The sequence below is a fragment of the Pseudomonas sp. NBRC 111123 genome (assembly GCF_001320205.1).
In the GTDB taxonomy this organism is placed as follows: Bacteria; Pseudomonadota; Gammaproteobacteria; order Pseudomonadales; family Pseudomonadaceae; genus Aquipseudomonas; species Aquipseudomonas putida_J.
In genome coordinates this window covers 1-15,529 of record NZ_BCAZ01000051.1, presented here as the reverse complement: position 1 = coordinate 15,529, position 15,529 = coordinate 1, and the positions used below count along the sequence as shown (strand labels likewise).

At 63.3% G+C, this 15,529-nt stretch carries 16 protein-coding genes and 1 pseudogene; 6 read left to right on the top strand and 11 right to left on the bottom strand.

Annotated elements, in window-relative coordinates:
• Positions 1–95: 95 nt before the first annotated feature.
• The 4 genes from APH27_RS21440 to APH27_RS21425 form a co-directional block, all read right to left on the bottom strand.
• On the bottom strand, positions 96–866 hold the full coding sequence (locus APH27_RS21440; protein ID WP_060485855.1) for a class I SAM-dependent methyltransferase: 771 nt from the start codon (positions 864–866) through the stop codon (positions 96–98).
• 404 nt (positions 867–1,270) lie between these two features.
• The gene (gstA, locus tag APH27_RS21435; RefSeq protein WP_027920471.1) at positions 1,271–1,876 is read right to left on the bottom strand and encodes a glutathione transferase GstA; all 606 of its coding nucleotides are present in this window, start codon (positions 1,874–1,876) and stop codon (positions 1,271–1,273) included.
• A gap of 125 nt (positions 1,877–2,001) precedes the next feature.
• Entirely contained in the window at positions 2,002–3,303 is a 1,302-nt protein-coding gene (locus APH27_RS21430) for a nitrate/sulfonate/bicarbonate ABC transporter ATP-binding protein (RefSeq protein WP_060485854.1), read from the bottom strand.
• A gap of 9 nt (positions 3,304–3,312) precedes the next feature.
• Entirely contained in the window at positions 3,313–5,034 is a 1,722-nt protein-coding gene (locus tag APH27_RS21425; protein ID WP_060485853.1) for an ABC transporter permease subunit, read from the bottom strand.
• Positions 5,035–5,208: 174 nt separating this feature from the next.
• Here APH27_RS21425 and APH27_RS21420 point away from each other — a divergent pair, with 174 nt between their 5' ends.
• Together APH27_RS21420 and APH27_RS21415 are read left to right on the top strand one after the other, a co-directional pair.
• Entirely contained in the window at positions 5,209–5,571 is a 363-nt protein-coding gene (locus APH27_RS21420) for a hypothetical protein (protein WP_060485852.1), read from the top strand.
• A 37-nt stretch (positions 5,572–5,608) separates the two neighbouring features.
• Entirely contained in the window at positions 5,609–6,268 is a 660-nt protein-coding gene (locus APH27_RS21415; protein WP_027920467.1) for an HD domain-containing protein, read from the top strand.
• Positions 6,269–6,298: 30 nt separating this feature from the next.
• Here APH27_RS21415 and APH27_RS21410 read toward each other — a convergent pair whose 3' ends face one another.
• Positions 6,299–7,069: an SDR family NAD(P)-dependent oxidoreductase gene (locus APH27_RS21410; protein ID WP_060485851.1), complete on the bottom strand. Its 771-nt coding sequence runs from the start codon at positions 7,067–7,069 to the stop codon at positions 6,299–6,301.
• Between the two features lie 145 nt (positions 7,070–7,214).
• Here APH27_RS21410 and trbK point away from each other — a divergent pair, with 145 nt between their 5' ends.
• Complete coding sequence (gene trbK, locus APH27_RS21405) at positions 7,215–7,394, top strand: entry exclusion lipoprotein TrbK (protein WP_060485850.1); 180 nt, start codon at positions 7,215–7,217, stop codon at positions 7,392–7,394.
• Positions 7,395–7,428: 34 nt separating this feature from the next.
• Here the strand turns inward: trbK and APH27_RS21400 are convergent, their stop codons facing one another.
• Both APH27_RS21400 and APH27_RS21395 read right to left on the bottom strand, forming a co-directional pair.
• Positions 7,429–7,971, bottom strand: coding sequence for an AAA family ATPase (locus tag APH27_RS21400; RefSeq protein ID WP_060485849.1), 543 nt, complete (start codon positions 7,969–7,971; stop codon positions 7,429–7,431).
• A 127-nt stretch (positions 7,972–8,098) separates the two neighbouring features.
• Positions 8,099–8,640: pseudogene (locus APH27_RS21395) on the bottom strand (SUMF1/EgtB/PvdO family nonheme iron enzyme).
• A gap of 206 nt (positions 8,641–8,846) precedes the next feature.
• Between APH27_RS21395 and APH27_RS21390 the strand changes: the two are divergent.
• Positions 8,847–9,908: an aromatic ring-hydroxylating dioxygenase subunit alpha gene (locus APH27_RS21390; RefSeq protein ID WP_027920464.1), complete on the top strand. Its 1,062-nt coding sequence runs from the start codon at positions 8,847–8,849 to the stop codon at positions 9,906–9,908.
• Between the two features lie 57 nt (positions 9,909–9,965).
• Positions 9,966–10,916: a PDR/VanB family oxidoreductase gene (locus tag APH27_RS21385; protein WP_060485848.1), complete on the top strand. Its 951-nt coding sequence runs from the start codon at positions 9,966–9,968 to the stop codon at positions 10,914–10,916.
• Between the two features lie 8 nt (positions 10,917–10,924).
• Here the strand turns inward: APH27_RS21385 and APH27_RS21380 are convergent, their stop codons facing one another.
• The 3 genes from APH27_RS21380 to APH27_RS21370 form a co-directional block, all read right to left on the bottom strand.
• Positions 10,925–11,638: a GntR family transcriptional regulator gene (locus APH27_RS21380; RefSeq protein WP_027920462.1), complete on the bottom strand. Its 714-nt coding sequence runs from the start codon at positions 11,636–11,638 to the stop codon at positions 10,925–10,927.
• 91 nt (positions 11,639–11,729) lie between these two features.
• On the bottom strand, positions 11,730–13,067 hold the full coding sequence (locus APH27_RS21375; RefSeq protein WP_060485847.1) for an MFS transporter: 1,338 nt from the start codon (positions 13,065–13,067) through the stop codon (positions 11,730–11,732).
• A 301-nt stretch (positions 13,068–13,368) separates the two neighbouring features.
• Positions 13,369–14,394, bottom strand: a complete 1,026-nt coding sequence (locus tag APH27_RS21370) for a 5'-nucleotidase (protein ID WP_060485846.1) — start codon at positions 14,392–14,394, stop codon at positions 13,369–13,371.
• A 91-nt stretch (positions 14,395–14,485) separates the two neighbouring features.
• On the opposite strand from APH27_RS21370, the gene APH27_RS21365 reads away from it, so the two are divergent.
• On the top strand, positions 14,486–15,106 hold the full coding sequence (locus APH27_RS21365; RefSeq protein ID WP_060485845.1) for a LysE family translocator: 621 nt from the start codon (positions 14,486–14,488) through the stop codon (positions 15,104–15,106).
• Positions 15,107–15,124: 18 nt separating this feature from the next.
• Here the strand turns inward: APH27_RS21365 and APH27_RS21360 are convergent, their stop codons facing one another.
• Positions 15,125–15,445, bottom strand: coding sequence for a YceK/YidQ family lipoprotein (locus tag APH27_RS21360; protein ID WP_256250674.1), 321 nt, complete (start codon positions 15,443–15,445; stop codon positions 15,125–15,127).
• Positions 15,446–15,529 lie beyond the last annotated feature (84 nt).

Below are 15,529 nucleotides of genomic sequence, written 5' to 3'. Positions count from 1 at the left end.
GTGGAAGCCATCTCGTTCATAGGGCACTGAATTGTGGACATGATTGGCTGATTTATCTGAGCCATTTCGCCGTGGAAGTCGTTCTGAACTCACCTTCAGCCAAGCCGATGGCAGAGGTACGCGTGGGTCTGGTAGGGAAACGCGATGGTTTGCTGGCCCCGTAGCGCCGGATGCGTCTGGATCAGTTCGCGCAGTTGCCGGGTAACCTCGGCCTTGTCCGCAGGCGGCAGGCTGGCGATGAAACTGACCGACAGAAAACGGTCCATGATCACCGTTTCGGCGCTACCGCGGTGAGTGTGCTCGAAGCATGTCAGTTCCGGTGCCGAAAAACCTGAGCCGTCGAACGCATCGCGCCAATGACCTGTGTGAAAGCGCGGCGTATCACCCTCGTAAGGGGTGATGATTCGGGTAATCGCCGCGACCCAATCGACCGACGCGTCCCGTACGTTCCACACAAGCCCCAGGCGCCCGCCAGGCGTGAGCACCCGATGGATTTCTGCCAGTGCCTGGGCGTCTGCGAACCAGTGGAAGGCCTGGGCGCACAGCACCACGTCTGCGCTGGCAGCGGGCAAAGGCAATGCCTGGGCTGTTCCGGCAAGCACCTCGATACCGGGCACACACTTGGCGAATTCCTGGCGCATCGCATCGATGGGCTCGACGGCAACCAGTCGATCAGTCAGCGGTAGCAGCAGGCGGGTGAACTTGCCGGTGCCGGCGCCAACATCGACCACACGGGTGTGCCCGTCGATCATGATCACCTGCCGCAGCCAGGAGGATAACGCTTCGGGGTAGGTTGGCCGGCCCTGGGTGTAGGTCTGTGCCTGGCGAGAAAATCCGGTCTGGGCGGCGTCATGAACGGGAGGCATGCTGGGTGGCTCCTGGCAGGGCTGGCGATCAGCGAAGTATAGAAACCGTGTGGTGCATGAAGATGCCTATCCTGGTCTTACACATCGGCCCGGCGAAGTGGCCCAGATCGCCAGGTATCTACCAAGGGTCCATAGATGCCAGTCACGAACAATCGCTTTCGACCCAAGCCGTACACTGATCCAGCGCGCTGTTGCCGGTGCCGGCCTCATCGCCGGCAAGCCAAACGCTCACGGGATGATCACCAGCCTTCAATCCTGCACTGAGCCGGTTGGGCGCCGCGCTGGCCGGCGATGGGCCGCAGCGCGGCCCCAGGATCTGCGCATGTTCGAGAGACTTACAGGCAGCATGCGAGGGCTTCCCCCTCGATCGCCGGCAAGTGCGGCTCCCACAGGGCCGGCACAGGTCAGATCAAGCCTTCAGCCTGCAAGGTCTTCTGCACGGCCGGTCGGCTGGCGACGCGCTTCTGGAACTGCACCACCGTTGGCCAGGGCGAGAGGTCAATACCTAGCATGGGCGCCCAGTTGACGATGGTGAACAGGTAGGCGTCGGCCACGCTGAAGGCCTTGCCGGTCAGGTAGTCCTTGCCTTGCAGTGCCTTTTCCACAACGCCCAGGCGTTTGCCGAAGGTGTCGATGGTCTTGCTCTTGGCCTCTGGGGTGATGCTCGGGTTGAACAGGGCGGCGAGGGTCTTGTGCACCTCGGTGCCGATGAAGTTCAGCCATTCCTGCACCCGCGCGCGCTCCAGCGAGCCCGCAGGGGGCAGCAGGTTGGCCTGGGGTTTCTGATCGGCGAGGTACTGGATGATGGCCGGGCCCTCGGTGAGGACTTCACCGCTATCCAGTTGCAGGGCTGGCACGTAGCCCTTGGCATTGAGCGTGTAGAAATCCGCGCCGCTGGCAGTGGTGTGGGTCTTGAGGTCGACTTTTTCGACGGTGTAGGGCAGGTCCAGTTCGTTAAGGACGATGTGCGGCGAGAGTGAACAGGCACCTGGCGTGTAAAAGAGCTTCATTGTCTTCTCCCATTGAACGGGTAACCGTGATACGGCGAGATGAGGCATCTGTGCAGCAGTCTGGTTATGGCATCAAAGCGGGATTTCATGCAAGCGGATGACCCGTCGCTAATGCGTAGGCGGGCTCAATGCTCATCCATGATTTCCCGCGCCAGGGTCAGGCGGCGAGTGTGGAAGTCGTACTCGAACAGTTCGGCATAGCGCCCCCACTCGATGGCCACCTTGAGTACGCGCTCGGCTTCGTCGGCGTCCATGTACTCCGTCAGGCGCTCGAGCACGGTTTTTTCCAGCAGGCCGGCAGGCTCCAGGTGCAGGCTGTCGAGGATATAGCCGATCAGTGACACGCGGCCTTTGCACTGGCGTGCGAACAGGTCCTGGCGCCGCGCCTGGCGGGCGGTCACGTAGTTGCGGCCGTGGCGCGTGAGGCGGATGTCGCCCTCGACCACCTGGGCGAAGCCGAGCAGGCCCAGGGCTTCGTAGATCGGGAACAGCACCTCGTCGGGCAGCTCGGTTTCTTCGGCCAGGTGCGGCAGGTCGGCCTCACCGTTGAACGGTTCGCCGGCGATCAGCTCAAGCACGCTCTCCATCCGCGCGATGTCGGCGTCGGGCAGCCGGTAGCCAAGCTCCACGGCTGGCGGCGCGCCCGCAGCGGCGATGGCTTCGGGGCGCAGGGTCATGAGTGCGTAGACCTCGTCGACCAGCGCGCGAACCTCCGCTGAATCGGCATTGCGCGGGCGCGGCAGGTCGATGTGCAGTTCCGAACGCACTCGGCCTGGGTCGCTGGAAAGGATGAGGATGCGGTCGGCCATCATCACCGTCTCCTCGATGTTGTGCGACACCACCAGCATGCTACGGGTGGTGATGCGGCGTTCTTCCCAGAGCTCGAGCATGTCGTCGCGCAGGGTTTCGCCGGTGAGCACGTCGAGCGCCGAGAAGGCCTCGTCCATCAGCAGCACCTCGGGGTTCATCACCAGGGCGCGGGCGATGCCCACGCGCTGGCGCATGCCGCCGGACAGTTCGCGCGGCAGGGCGCCGCCGAAGCCGGACAGGCCAATCAGCTCCAGCGCCGCGTCGGCCAGGCGCTGGCGCTCCGCCGGGGGCACGCCCTGGGCTTCCAGGCCGAGCTCGACGTTCTGCTGCACGGTCAGCCAGGGGAACAGCGCGAAAGTCTGGAAGACCATGGCCACACCACCCACCGGCCCGTGGATCGGCCGGCCCTGGTATTTGACAGTGCCACGGTCGGCGCCGACCAGGCCGGCGATGATCCGCAGCAGGGTCGACTTGCCCGACCCAGAGCGGCCGAGCAGGGCGACGATCTCGCGTTCGCGCAGGTGGAAGTCGACACCTTCGAGGATGGTGCGCGGTGTGCCGTCGGAGGCCTGGAAAGCCTTGCTCACGCCCTTGAGTTCGATCAACAGTTGTTTCATGGCAGGTCCTCAACGACGGCTTTCGGCGAGCAGGTACAGGCGGCGCCAGAAGAAGCGGTTCAGTAGCATCACGTAGATGCACATCACGCCGATGCCCAAGGCAATGCGGTGGAAGTCGCCGGCATCGGTCATCTGCTTGATGTAGCTGCCCAGGCCGTCGGCCACCAGCGAGGTGTCGCCCCAGCTGACGTACTCGGCGACGATGCTGGCGTTCCACGAGCCACCGCTGGCGGTAATGGCGCCGGTGACGAAACTGGGGAACACCGCCGGCAGGTACACGCGCTTCCATTTCAGCCAGCCGCGCAGGCCGAGGTTGTCGGCGGCCAGGCGCAGTTCGTAGGGGATGGTCGCCGCGCCCGCGACCACGTTGAACAGGATGTACCACTGGGTGCCAAAGACCATCAGCGGGCTCAACCAGATGTTTGGGCTTAGCTGGAAGTGCACCAGCAGCAACACCACCAGCGGGAACAGCAGGTTGACCGGGAAGGCGGCAAGGAACTGCGCCAGCGCCTGGACCTTCTGCGAGTAACGTGGGCGCAAGCCGATCCAGATTGACAGCGGCACCCACACCAGCGAGGCCAGGCCGATCAGCAGCATCACCCGGCACAGTGTGATCAGGCCCAGGCCGAGCACGTGCAAGGCTTCGCCCCAGCCGACGTCCTGGTGCACGAACAGCCCCAGGCGCAAGAAGGCAAAGGCGCAGGCCAGCACCAGGAAAATGTCCCAGGCGCGTGGCCACCAGGCCGGCAGGCGCAGCCACTGGCGCCGTGCCACGCTGCCGTCGTGGCGCAGGACGAACCAGCCCATGGCGTTTTGCATGCCCTTGGCCAGCCGCTCGCTGAAGGCGCTCAGCCAACGGCTACGGCGGGCAAAGTCAAGCACCCAGGAGCGCTGTGCGGTATCGCCTTGGGTGTCTTCGAAGCGGAAGCGGTCGGCCCAGGCCAGCAGCGGGCGGAAGAACAGCTGGTCGTAGAGCAGGATGCCGGTGAGCATCGCGCCGATGGCCCAGACGATGGCGCCAAGGTTGCGCTGGTCGATGGCCACGGCGATGTAGGAGCCGATGCCGGGCAGCTTGATGTCTTGCCCGGCCACCGAGATGGCCTCGGCGGCTACCAGGAAGAACCAGCCGCCGGACATCGACATCATCATGTTCCACAGCAGGCCGGGCATGGCGAACGGCAGCTCCAGGCGCCAGAAGCGCTGCCAGGGCGAGAGGCGGAATACCCGCGCGGCCTCGTTCAGCTCCGGCGGCACGGTGCGCAACGACTGGTACAGGCTCAGCGCCATGTTCCATGCCTGGGAGGTGAAGATGGCAAAGATCGCCGCGCACTCCACACCCAGCAGGTTGCCCGGGAACAGCGCGATGAAGGGCGCGATGGCGATGGCCTGGAAGCCCAGGATGGGCACCGACTGGAGCACGTCCAGCAGCGGGATCATGGCCTTCTCGGCGGCGCGGTACTTGGCTGCCAGCGCGGCGAAGATGAAGGCGAACAGCAGCGAGAGGCCCAGCGCGATGAACATCCGCAGGATGGTGCGCATCAGGTAGTAGGGCAGGTTGGCCGGATCGAGGGAAATCGGCAGCGCCTCGCCGACCACGAACGGCCGGCTCATCTGCATGGCGCCATAGGCGGCGAGCACCAGCAATACCAGCACCAGCGGCAGGAGGATCCAGTCCCAGCGATTGGGCGCGGCGCCACGCAGGCCTGGCGACGGGTTGAACAGGCGGGCCATGTGCAGGTCTCGATCGTCAGGGGTGGAAAGGGTGGATGCCAGCACGTGAGCCAGTATGGTTCAGTTCCCTGACAGTTCAATGTGTCAAAAACGGACGTTCAGATGGTAGTGCCCACGCTGTTCGGCTAAGGTTCGGCTGTCTGAAATGGAATGTCACGTGAAGGCACGAGGGTCATGGATAACTTTTCTGATATGTACGAACGCTTGCACAACCGTCGATTCACCGTTGCCAGCAACAGCCAAGGGCTGTCCGGTGACGGCACGATTTTCCGTTACTTTGTTGACGGTGAGGCCATCACCAGCACCTACCAGGGCGGCCGCATCCGTGTGGGCAATCAGGTAGGCCGAGTGACGGGCACCGACACCTTCGAACTGCTTTTTCAGTGCGTCACCACGGAGGGTGAGCTGCTCGCTGGCTGGTCGCGCGGCGAGGTGAGCCAGAATTCAAGTGGGCGTACAACGCTGCACTTTGTCTGGGGCTGGTTGTCCGGTGCAGAGGGCGGGGGCGAGTCCAGCTACGTCGAGCTGGTCGACTAGAAACCCGCGCAATGATCGCCAATGGAATACACCTCAGATGAATAGCGAAGCCTTTGCCCCGTTCCAGACCCTCGCCGACCAGTTGCTGAAATGCCTGCCGGTTGGTCAACAGGATGGCTCCCACGACTTGTCCCATATCCATCGTGTGTGGGTAAACGCGCAGCGGATACAGCGGGTGGAAGGTGGCGACCTGCAAGTGCTGCTCGCGGCGACGCTGCTGCACGACTGTGTCGCAGTAGAAAAGAACTCGCCACTGCGTGGCCAGGCGTCGACGCTGTCTGCGAACAAGGCCGCGTCGATCCTGGCTGACCTGGGCTGGCCCTCGCAGCGCATCGAGCAGGTGGCACATGCCGTCAAGGCCCACAGCTTCTCGGCGGGCTTCGAGCCGCGCACACCTGAAGCCAGGATCCTTCAGGACAGTGATCGGCTGGATGCCTTGGGTGCGGTGGGCATTGCCCGGTGTTTTTACACGGCTGGGCGAATGGGGTCGGCGCTATACGACTTCGAGAACCCCGCTGCGCAGGGCAGGGAGTATCGGGATACGCTGTATGCGATCGAGCACTTCCAAACCAAGCTGCTGAAACTCGCCTCAGGTTTCACGACCGGTGAAGGGGCCCGCCTGGCGGCCGAGCGCCATGCGCGGCTTGAGGTGTTTCTTGCTGATTTCAGGGATGAGGTCGGCGTGGGCAAGGGGTAGCGCTTTGTGAGCGTACGACTGGCGATGGTTTTACCATTCAATCACTCGTCCGTCCCACGCCCAGAACCCTCCGCTGTCCGAAGGCCCCAACCGCGCCACCTGCTCGATGACACATTGCGCCGCAAACGCAGGGTCAAACAGCTTGCCTGCTGGCACATTCCCTTGAAACGGTCGCGACAGCTGCGTGTCCGTGGTCCCAGGGTGCAGCGCCAGCACCGTGGCTGCAGGGTTCAGGCGCCTGAGCTCGATACTGGCGGTGTGCAGCAACTGGTTGAGCGCCGCCTTGCTTGCCCGATAGCTGTACCAACCTCCCAGGCGGTTATCGCCGATAGAACCCACCCTGGCTGACAGCGCTGCAAAGGTGGCAGGCTCCTTGCGTAACAAGGGCAGCAGATGCTTGAGCAGTAGTATCGGTGCGAAGGCATTGCTCGCAAAGCTCGCCTGCAGGCCGGCCAGATCCAGCTGCGCCAAGGATTTCTCTGGCTTGGCGCCGTCCTGATGAAGCGTGCCCAAGGTGCTGATGACCAGGTGAAGGTGATCGCAGGTATGCCCAAGCCCGGTTGCCAGGGCTGCGAGTGCGTGTTCGTCACGCGCGTCGCAATCCACCAGCACCAGGCGCTCGCCGTGTTGCCTGGCGAGCTGCGCAAGCGCGTCATTGCCTTTGGCGTTGCGTGAGACGGCCCAGAGCCGGGTTACCTCGTCACGGGCCAACAATGCCGTACACAGCGCCAAACCGATGCCTCGGCTAGCGCCGGCTATCAGGGCATTGGCTCGACCATTCAGGTTGGGTATCAGGCTCATGCAACACCTCATGTTCGCAAGTGGGCATCATCGTCTGGTGAATCAGTGCCAGTCTGGCATTGAACTCGCCCTATGACGCGCTACTATTTGGGCAAGAATCTTTTCTTATGCCAAGCCTCCGCCCTTCAATGGAGTGAGTGAGCAGATGATTCGCAAACCCCTTCTTGTGATTCTCACCGCTTTGTTGCTGGCGGCCTGCGGCGACGACGCTTCCCACTATGCAGTGTCCGATGAGCACTGCCAGCCCGACCGTTTGAAGACACTGCCCAACAATGCCAACCGGGATACGCTGGTCGAGAAGTGCATGCCTCGGCAGTCGCCCTGAGGCCGCAAACCGGCCCCCATGCCCTTCGCGATGCTCAAACGCCTTTCAGCATCGATGCCGAGTCGCCATTGGCGGGCGGCAAGCCTTCGACAAATGCCCTGACTTGCCGTTTCCCCCGCAAATGCAGCACAGGCACCTGCGGCCCGACCTGCTGGCGCACGGCCTCGATGCCTTGTCGGTAACCGCGGTCGAACGTCCACACGAACGTGAGGAACTCGATGTCGAGCCTTTCTTCACAACCATCCGCCCGATCAGGGCGTGGCTGGTTACGCAGCAGGCGCTGCAGTACCCGCATGAAACAGGTCAGCCGAGGCGTGTCCAGCCAGATGACCAGGTCGGCGCGCGGCAGGCGCAGGTCGAAGGTGCGGCGCGCATAGTTGCCCTCGCAAACCCAGGCATCGCCGGCGACTGCCTCGCGCACTCGTTCGCGGAACTGCTGGGCGTCCGGCTCGGCCCAGCCGGGCTCCCAGAACAGTTTGTCCAGGTGGACGACGGGCAGGTCAAGGCGCTCGCCGAGCAAGCGGGCGAGGGTGGACTTGCCGCTGCCACCGTTACCGAGGATGACGATTCGTTGCATGGGGACTTCCTGTCGCAAGCAAACCGGCGATTGTATCCACGCGCGCACCGGCCAACAAATGCTCATGCCTTTTCGGCGAACCGGTCATCAGGCTTCTGCGCTGTGAGCGGTGTTCGACCGTTACCCCTTATTGTCGAGTCGTTCTGAACCCCACGTGCGAAGTCGCCATGAATACCGGTTGCGGTTGGCGTGCCGAGGGCCGGTAGCGCATGCACCGGTCCGCCGAGCACAGGTGCGAGCCGCCTTTGATCACGACCACCGGCACGCCGGGGTCGGCGGGGTCCATGCTTTCACGCAAGGACGGCCCCGGCGGGTCAAGTGCGGCGTCGCGCAGGGCATCGTGGCCTGGCGTGTAGCCGGTGTGGGTCAGCTCCCAGACATTGCCTCCAGCATCAAACAGGCCGAAGCCATTGGCGGGGAAGCAGCCTACCGGTGCGGTACCGGCAAAACCATCGGCCGCCGTATTGTGGTAGGGGAACTGGCCCTGCCAGGTATTGGCCATCAGCTTGCCCAGCGGCAGTTCGGACACACCCCAGCTGAAGTCGGCATCTGTCAGGCCACCGCGCATGGCGTATTCCAGCTGCGCCCGCTGGGCAGCTCGCGGCCGGCCCAGCGGGCGTAAGACTGGGCATCTTCCAGGGCGATCTGCACCACCGGATGGTTGTCCAACCCCGCAAGATTGCTGTCAGGGCCTTGTGGGTGTTGCCAGCTTCGTTCGTTTCCGTGCGCGCCACCTACAGGCTTTGAGTCCCTGACTGATGGGTAGAACTTGTTTTTGTGGATCCATAATCAAGGGTAAAAAACGATAATAATTGACTTAAAGTCGTTTTTTGCCATTCAATGGATCCACAAAAACAAAATCCTTGGAGAGTTCCATGTACCCGAAAAATGCCTGGTATGTCGCCTGCACCCCCGACGAAATCGCCGACAAGCCCTTGGGTCGGCAGATCTGTGGGGAAAAAATGGTCTTCTACCGTGGCCTGGAAAATCAGGTGCACGCCGTCGAGGACTTCTGCCCGCACCGTGGCGCGCCGCTGTCCCTGGGCTATGTCGAGGATGGCCAGCTGGTCTGTGGCTATCACGGCCTGGTGATGGGCAGCGACGGCAAGACCGTGTCAATGCCCGGCCAGCGCGTGCGAGGCTTCCCTTGCAACAAGACCTACGCTGCCGTCGAGCGGCATGGCTTCATCTGGGTGTGGCCTGGCGAGCAGGACAAGGCAGACCCTGCCACCATCTGCCACCTGGAATGGGCCGAGAACGAGCAGTGGGCTTACGGCGGCGGGTTGTTCCACATCCAGTGCGACTATCGCCTGATGATCGACAACCTCATGGACCTGACCCACGAAACCTATGTCCACGCTTCCAGCATCGGCCAGAAGGAGATCGACGAAGCCCCTCCGGTGACCACCGTCCATGGCGATGAGGTCGTCACTGCCCGGCATATGGAGAACATCATGGCTCCGCCGTTCTGGCGCATGGCCTTGCGTGGCAACAACCTGCCCGACGACCAGCCCGTCGACCGCTGGCAGATCTGCCGTTTTACCCCGCCCAGCCATGTACTGATCGAAGTGGGTGTGGCGCTGGCGGGCAAGGGCGGCTACGACGCAGCACCCGAGCACAAGGCATCGAGCATCGTGGTCGACTTCATCACCCCCGAGACTGAAACCTCAATCCACTACTTCTGGGGTATGGCGCGCAGCTTCAACCCGCAGGATCAGGCCTTGACTGCCAGCATCCGCGAAGGGCAGGGGAAGATCTTCAGTGAAGACCTCGACATGCTCGAGCAGCAGCAGGCGAACCTGCTGGCCAACCCGCAGCGCAATCTGCTCAAGCTCAACATCGACGCTGGTGGCGTGCAGTCGCGCAAGGTCCTGGAGCGCCTGCTCGCCGAGGAACGGGCGCAGGTGACAGCGCCATTGATCGCCACCGCCCAATAACGCTCCCAGTCGATCTCGAGCACGGCCACCGCGTTGGCCGTCAACGGAAGGTGCACCATGATGGAAGTTGTCGTGAAATCCCGAAATCACGAAGCCGAAGGTATCTGCAGCTACGAATTGACCTGCGCCCAAGGCAATCCCTTACCCGCGTTCAGCGCCGGGGCGCATATCGACGTACACCTGCCCGGCGGGCTGGTGCGCCAATACTCCCTATGCAACTCTTCCCAGGAACGCCACCGCTACCTGATCGGCGTGCTCAATGACGCCGCTTCGCGAGGGGGGGCTCGCTGCCTGCACGAGCAGGTTCAGGCCGGGCAGCGACTGCACATCAGTGCGCCCCGCAACCTCTTCGAGCTGATGCCCGGGGCCGCACGCAGCCTGCTGTTCGCCGGGGGTATCGGCATTACGCCGATACTCTGCATGGCTGAGCAGCTGTGGCTGCAGGGCGATGCGTTCGAACTGCACTACTGCGCACGTTCAAGCGAGCGGGCGGCGTTTCTCCAGCGTCTGGCCGGCGCGCCATTTGCCAGCCGGGTGCACCTGCACTTCGACGAAAACCCCGAGTCACGTCTCGATGCGGCCAAGGTGCTGGCGCGGCCGAGCGCTGATGACCACCTGTATGTCTGCGGCCCGGCCGGGTTCATGCAGCATGTGCTGGACGCTGCTCGCGACCAGGGATGGGCGCAAGCGCAACTGCACCGGGAGTACTTTGCCGCCACACCGGTCGACACCAGCAGTGATGGCGCCTTTTCGGTCAGGCTCGGCAGCACTGGGCAGGTGTTCCACATTCCGCCGGACAAGACGGTGGTCCAGGTGCTGGAAAGCCACGGGGTGTCGATTGCCGTTTCCTGCGAGCAAGGGGTGTGCGGCACCTGCCTGACACGGGTACTGGACGGGGTGCCGGAGCACCGCGACCTGTACCTGACCGAAGCCGAGCAGGCGGCCAACGACCAGTTCACACCCTGCTGCTCACGCGCCAGGTCTGCCGAGCTGGTGCTGGACCTGTAGGCCAGGGGTCAGTCGCCCCTGGAAATGACCTGTACCCCACCCGCCGCGCTGGCTGCGCCGAACACTTCGGCGTAGCGCAGCGTGGCGTTGGCGTGTTCGCGCATGATGCCTTCGGCGCGCGCACCCTGGCGGCTGCGCAGGGCATCGAGCAGCGAGTGGTGCTGCATGTGGGCGAAGTTGAAGCGGCGGTACTCACGCGCCATGTCGTCGCGGTCGAAGGCCAGCGCCGACACCGAAGCGAAAGGGCGATGGTCATTGCGCGCCAGGGCCTCGGCAATGGCCGGGTTGCCGCTGCCCTCGACGATCACCTGGTGAAAGCGCAGGTTGAGGTCGTGGAAGGTCTCCAGGTCCTGCTCGGTGATGTAGCCCTTGTCGAACAGCACATCACCTTGGTCCAGGCATTGCTGGAGCGTGGTCAGCGCCTCGGGTGTCAGGCCGCGCTCTGCGCACTGCCGCGCCGCCAGGCCCTCCAGCACACCGCGGACCTCCACGGCACCGGCGATGTCCTCGACGCTCAGGGCCCTGACTTGAAAGCCCTTGCCACCGTGGCGCACGAGCAAGCCTTCCTGCTCGAGGGTGCGAAATGCCATGCGCACTGGCATGCGCGAGACGCCGAAGCGCTGCGCAGTAGGGACCTCCATCAAGCGCTCGCCGCCGGCCAGTTCACCGGAAGCGATCATCTTGCGTAGGGCGACCAGGATGGTCTGGCCGTGTTTGCTCATTGCAGGCGACCTCAGGAAAGAGGCCGCCATGGTAGCGCAACGAATCAAGGCTGTGCAGGTCGGGGGGCATGCCGCATCAGGGCCGCAAGGTTCAGGCGTTGGACAGTGCGCCGGGTTGCCGCACCTCAGGCCGTGGGAGGAACAGCAGCAACGCCGCGGCCGCGATCACGAACACCACGGCGAACACGCCATACAGGTGCAAGGGTTGCCAGCCATCGTCAAGCAGCAGCCCGGCAACGCTGGGCGAGAGGATTGCGCCGATGCGGCCAATGCCGATCCCCCAGCCCACGCCGGTGGCGCGCACCGACGCGCCGTAGAGCATCGGCGACAGCGCATATAGCCCTGCAACGCAACCATTGGCGGCCAGGCCGATCAGCAGGCCCAAGGCCAGCGCGAATGTCACCGAACTGGCCGTGCAAGCAAACAGCACCAGTAGCCCGGCCGTGACCAGCATGAACAGCGAGAGCACCGTCTCCAATCGCCAGCGCGATGCCAGCAGGCCGATCAGTGCGGCGCCGACGATGCCGCCGACACTGAGCAGCACGCCGCCGCTGATGCCCTGCTGCGCGGACAGCCCGGCGGACGCCAGCAGTTTCGGCGTCCAGCTCATGACAAAGTAGAAGCCGGCCATCACCAGGAAAAACAACCCCCACAGCAGCAAGGTGGTGCGTCGCGTCTGTGCGCTGAGCAACTGCAGCAGAGCGCTGCGCTGTGCTGCTTGCGGGGCCGCTGTGGCGGCAGGGAAGGCCCCAGGGGCAGGCTGGCCGAGCTGGATGGCCAGGCGGTCGAGCTTCGCGACACCCTTGGCCGGGCGTCTGGCCAGCAGAAAGTCCAACGACTCGGGCAGGCACAGCATGACCACCGGTAGCGTGGCAAGGGTAGCCCAACCGCCGGCAGTGAACACCGAACGCCAGCCGTAGTGAGTCAGCAGCCACACCGACAACAGCCCGCCGAACGTTGCGCCCAGGGCGTAGCCGGTTGACTGCAGGCTCACCGCCAACCCGCGCCAGCGTTTGTTGGCGTACTCGCCGGCAATGACGTTGCTGCTGGCCAGTATGCCGCCGATCCCCAGCCCGGTCAGCCCGCGCAGCAGGGCCAGTTGCAAGGGGGTCTGGGTATGAGCTGACAGCAGCATGCCGACACCTGACAGTGCCAGGCAGCACAGGATCACCGGGCGGCGGCCGTAGCGGTCTGCCCATGGCGCGATGAACAGCGAGCCTGCCGCCATGCCGAACAACCCCGCGCTCAGCAGCAAGCCGATCTGGGCGCCATTGAGGTTCCATTCGCTGGCGACCGACGAGGCGGTGAATGCCATCACCAGCACGTCGAAGCCATCGATCATGTTGAGCACGATGCAGACGCCGATGGCCAGGTATTGGAACGGGCGCATCGGGTGTTCGTTGATCATCTCTTTAAGGCACTGGCTCATGGCAGCACCTCGGTTGCGGGGGCAGCAAGGCAGGAAGGCGTATGCAGCCGCAAGGCGGCTTCGTAGGGTTCGGACATTGAAGCACCTTTGTTCTTGTTATCGGTACCGGCCCGAGTGCCAGCACGTCAGGTGCGAATCAAAGCGTTTGTGGATCCATACATCAAGAGGCTTGCTTGGCTGCCTAACAATTCCAGAGCAGGTTTTTTGTTTTATTTTTCAAAAACCAATATAAATCAATAATTTGCTTAAATCTGTAAGTGGCTAATTCAGTTCGATTATCGAACGGCGTTTGATTTGTCGTTTATGGATCCACTCGCCCCGTGACGGTCCTGCAGTCTTGCGCCGCTGCCGGGCTCGGTGCCGTCGCGTCGACGGTCTGGGGCAACGGACGCTTGTGTGTGCCGTTGTTCGCCACGCCGAACGGCACATGCACCATCGGCAGATCCCCCGCCGCCGAGTACAGATGACTGCGCTGGTCATCGAAGAACATATGCGGCTTGAGAATCTGCAGCACCCGCTCTTTCTCCATTCCCCCGAGGAAGAAGGATTCATCCGCCGAAACGCCCCAGTTTTTCAAGGTCGTCACCACCCGCTCATGGGCCGGTGCATTGCGCGCGGTGACGATGGCGATGCGCAGGATGCGCTTGTACTCAGGGTCCAGCGCAAGCTTGCGGTCTTCGAGCTGGCGGATCAGGGACAGTTTCCTGTACAGGTCCGCCAAGGGGCCGGGTTGATGCGGGATCGCCTTACGCTCGCGTTCATGGGCCTGGAACTCATCCAGGTTCAGGCGCTGCTTGTACACGCTCTCGGCCTCGTCATCGGCAATCACGCCATCGAAGTCGAAGGCGACTCGCAACTCGGTGTCGATTTCGTCATCGTAGATCTTGGTCGGCAGCACCAGGCCGGCCGGGTAATCGGCATCGATGGCACGCTGCACATCGCCTTCATGGGCACTGAGGAACAGCGAGGCGTTGAACGCGGGGATGTATTCGTACGGCGAGCGGCCGGACATGAACGCTGCGCGGGTGATGTCCAGGTTGTAATGGTTGATCGAGCGGAACACCCGCAGGCCGGTCTCCGGCGAGTTGCGCGAGAGCAGCACCACCTCAACCGGCAGTTGCTCGGGGAAGGCCTTGTTGATGCTCAGGAAGCGGCGGATGAACGGGAAGGCCACGCCCTTGGGGAAAGGCACGTCGAGGTTTTCTTCCTGATGCAGGCGGTACGCTTCGACGCCTTTGCATTGGTAGATGTTGTCGGAGACGGTCAGGTCGAACAGGGCGCTGGAAGCGACGCCGACGACGAGTTTCTGTTCGATGGGGTAAGGCATGGGCTTTCCTGGAAAGGGCGGGGGGCCAGCCACCATCATAGGCTAACGCCATGCTAATCTGCGCCCGAGTTCCACCGAGGCCTGAACCCGCATGCCCACCGTCGACAACCTGATCGCCTTTACCCTGGCAGCCACGCTGCTGACCCTGACTCCAGGCCTGGACACTGCCCTGATTCTCAGGACGGCCACGGTAGAGGGCCGTCAGCAGGGCATGCGCGCAGCCCTGGGCATCAACGCCGGTTGCCTGCTGTGGGGCGCAGCCGTCGCTTTCGGCCTGGGTGCATTGATCGCGGTATCAGCGTTTGCCTACAACATCCTCAAGTACTGCGGGGCCGCCTACCTGGCCTGGCTTGGCGTCAACATGCTGGTGCGCCCGCGGCAATCGCTGGCACCCGCCGGTGAGGATGGCCAGCGCGCCGCCAACTGGTTTCTCAAGGGCCTGATGGGGAACCTGCTCAACCCCAAGGTCGGGATCTTCTACGTGTCGTTCCTGCCCCAGTTCATCCCTCAAGGCCAGCCCCTGGTGGCCTGGACCTTCGGCCTGGTCAGCATCCACGTGGTGCTCGGCCTGTTGTGGGCACTGCTGCTGATTGGCGCGACCCGTCCGCTGGCGGGGCTGTTGCGTCGGGACAAGGTCATCCAATGGATGGACCGTGCGACCGGGCTGGTATTCGTGCTGTTTGCGGCTCGGTTGGCGCTGGGCAAGCGATAGGTGCCGTACGCAGCGTGGTTACATCACCTTGAACGACCCATCCAGGTCGCATTCCCGGTTATCACCCCCCCTGTCTTCAGGCAGAAAGGCCGTCAGGTCATAAGGCAGTAGCACCGTATCCAGCGCAATAGAGAAGGGCACGTCGATCAGACCAACCCAGCCGCCAGCACCATTCTGGGTGGCAAAGTTCCAGCCAAAGCGTGTGCCCGGATACACGCAGCGCTCGCCATCGAGGTGAATGAGCGTGCTCCAGCAACCACTGAGCATCAGCGGCACCGTGAGCGCCAGGCACTTGGCAATTTTTTTCATACGCTTCGTTGAACCTTCCTTGTCGTTCATCATTGTTGCCCTTCAACCAACAGGCGCAATAGTCTGCCTGAAGACCTTCAGCGCCTATGAGATCGAGCGCCGCCCGCGCGGCGC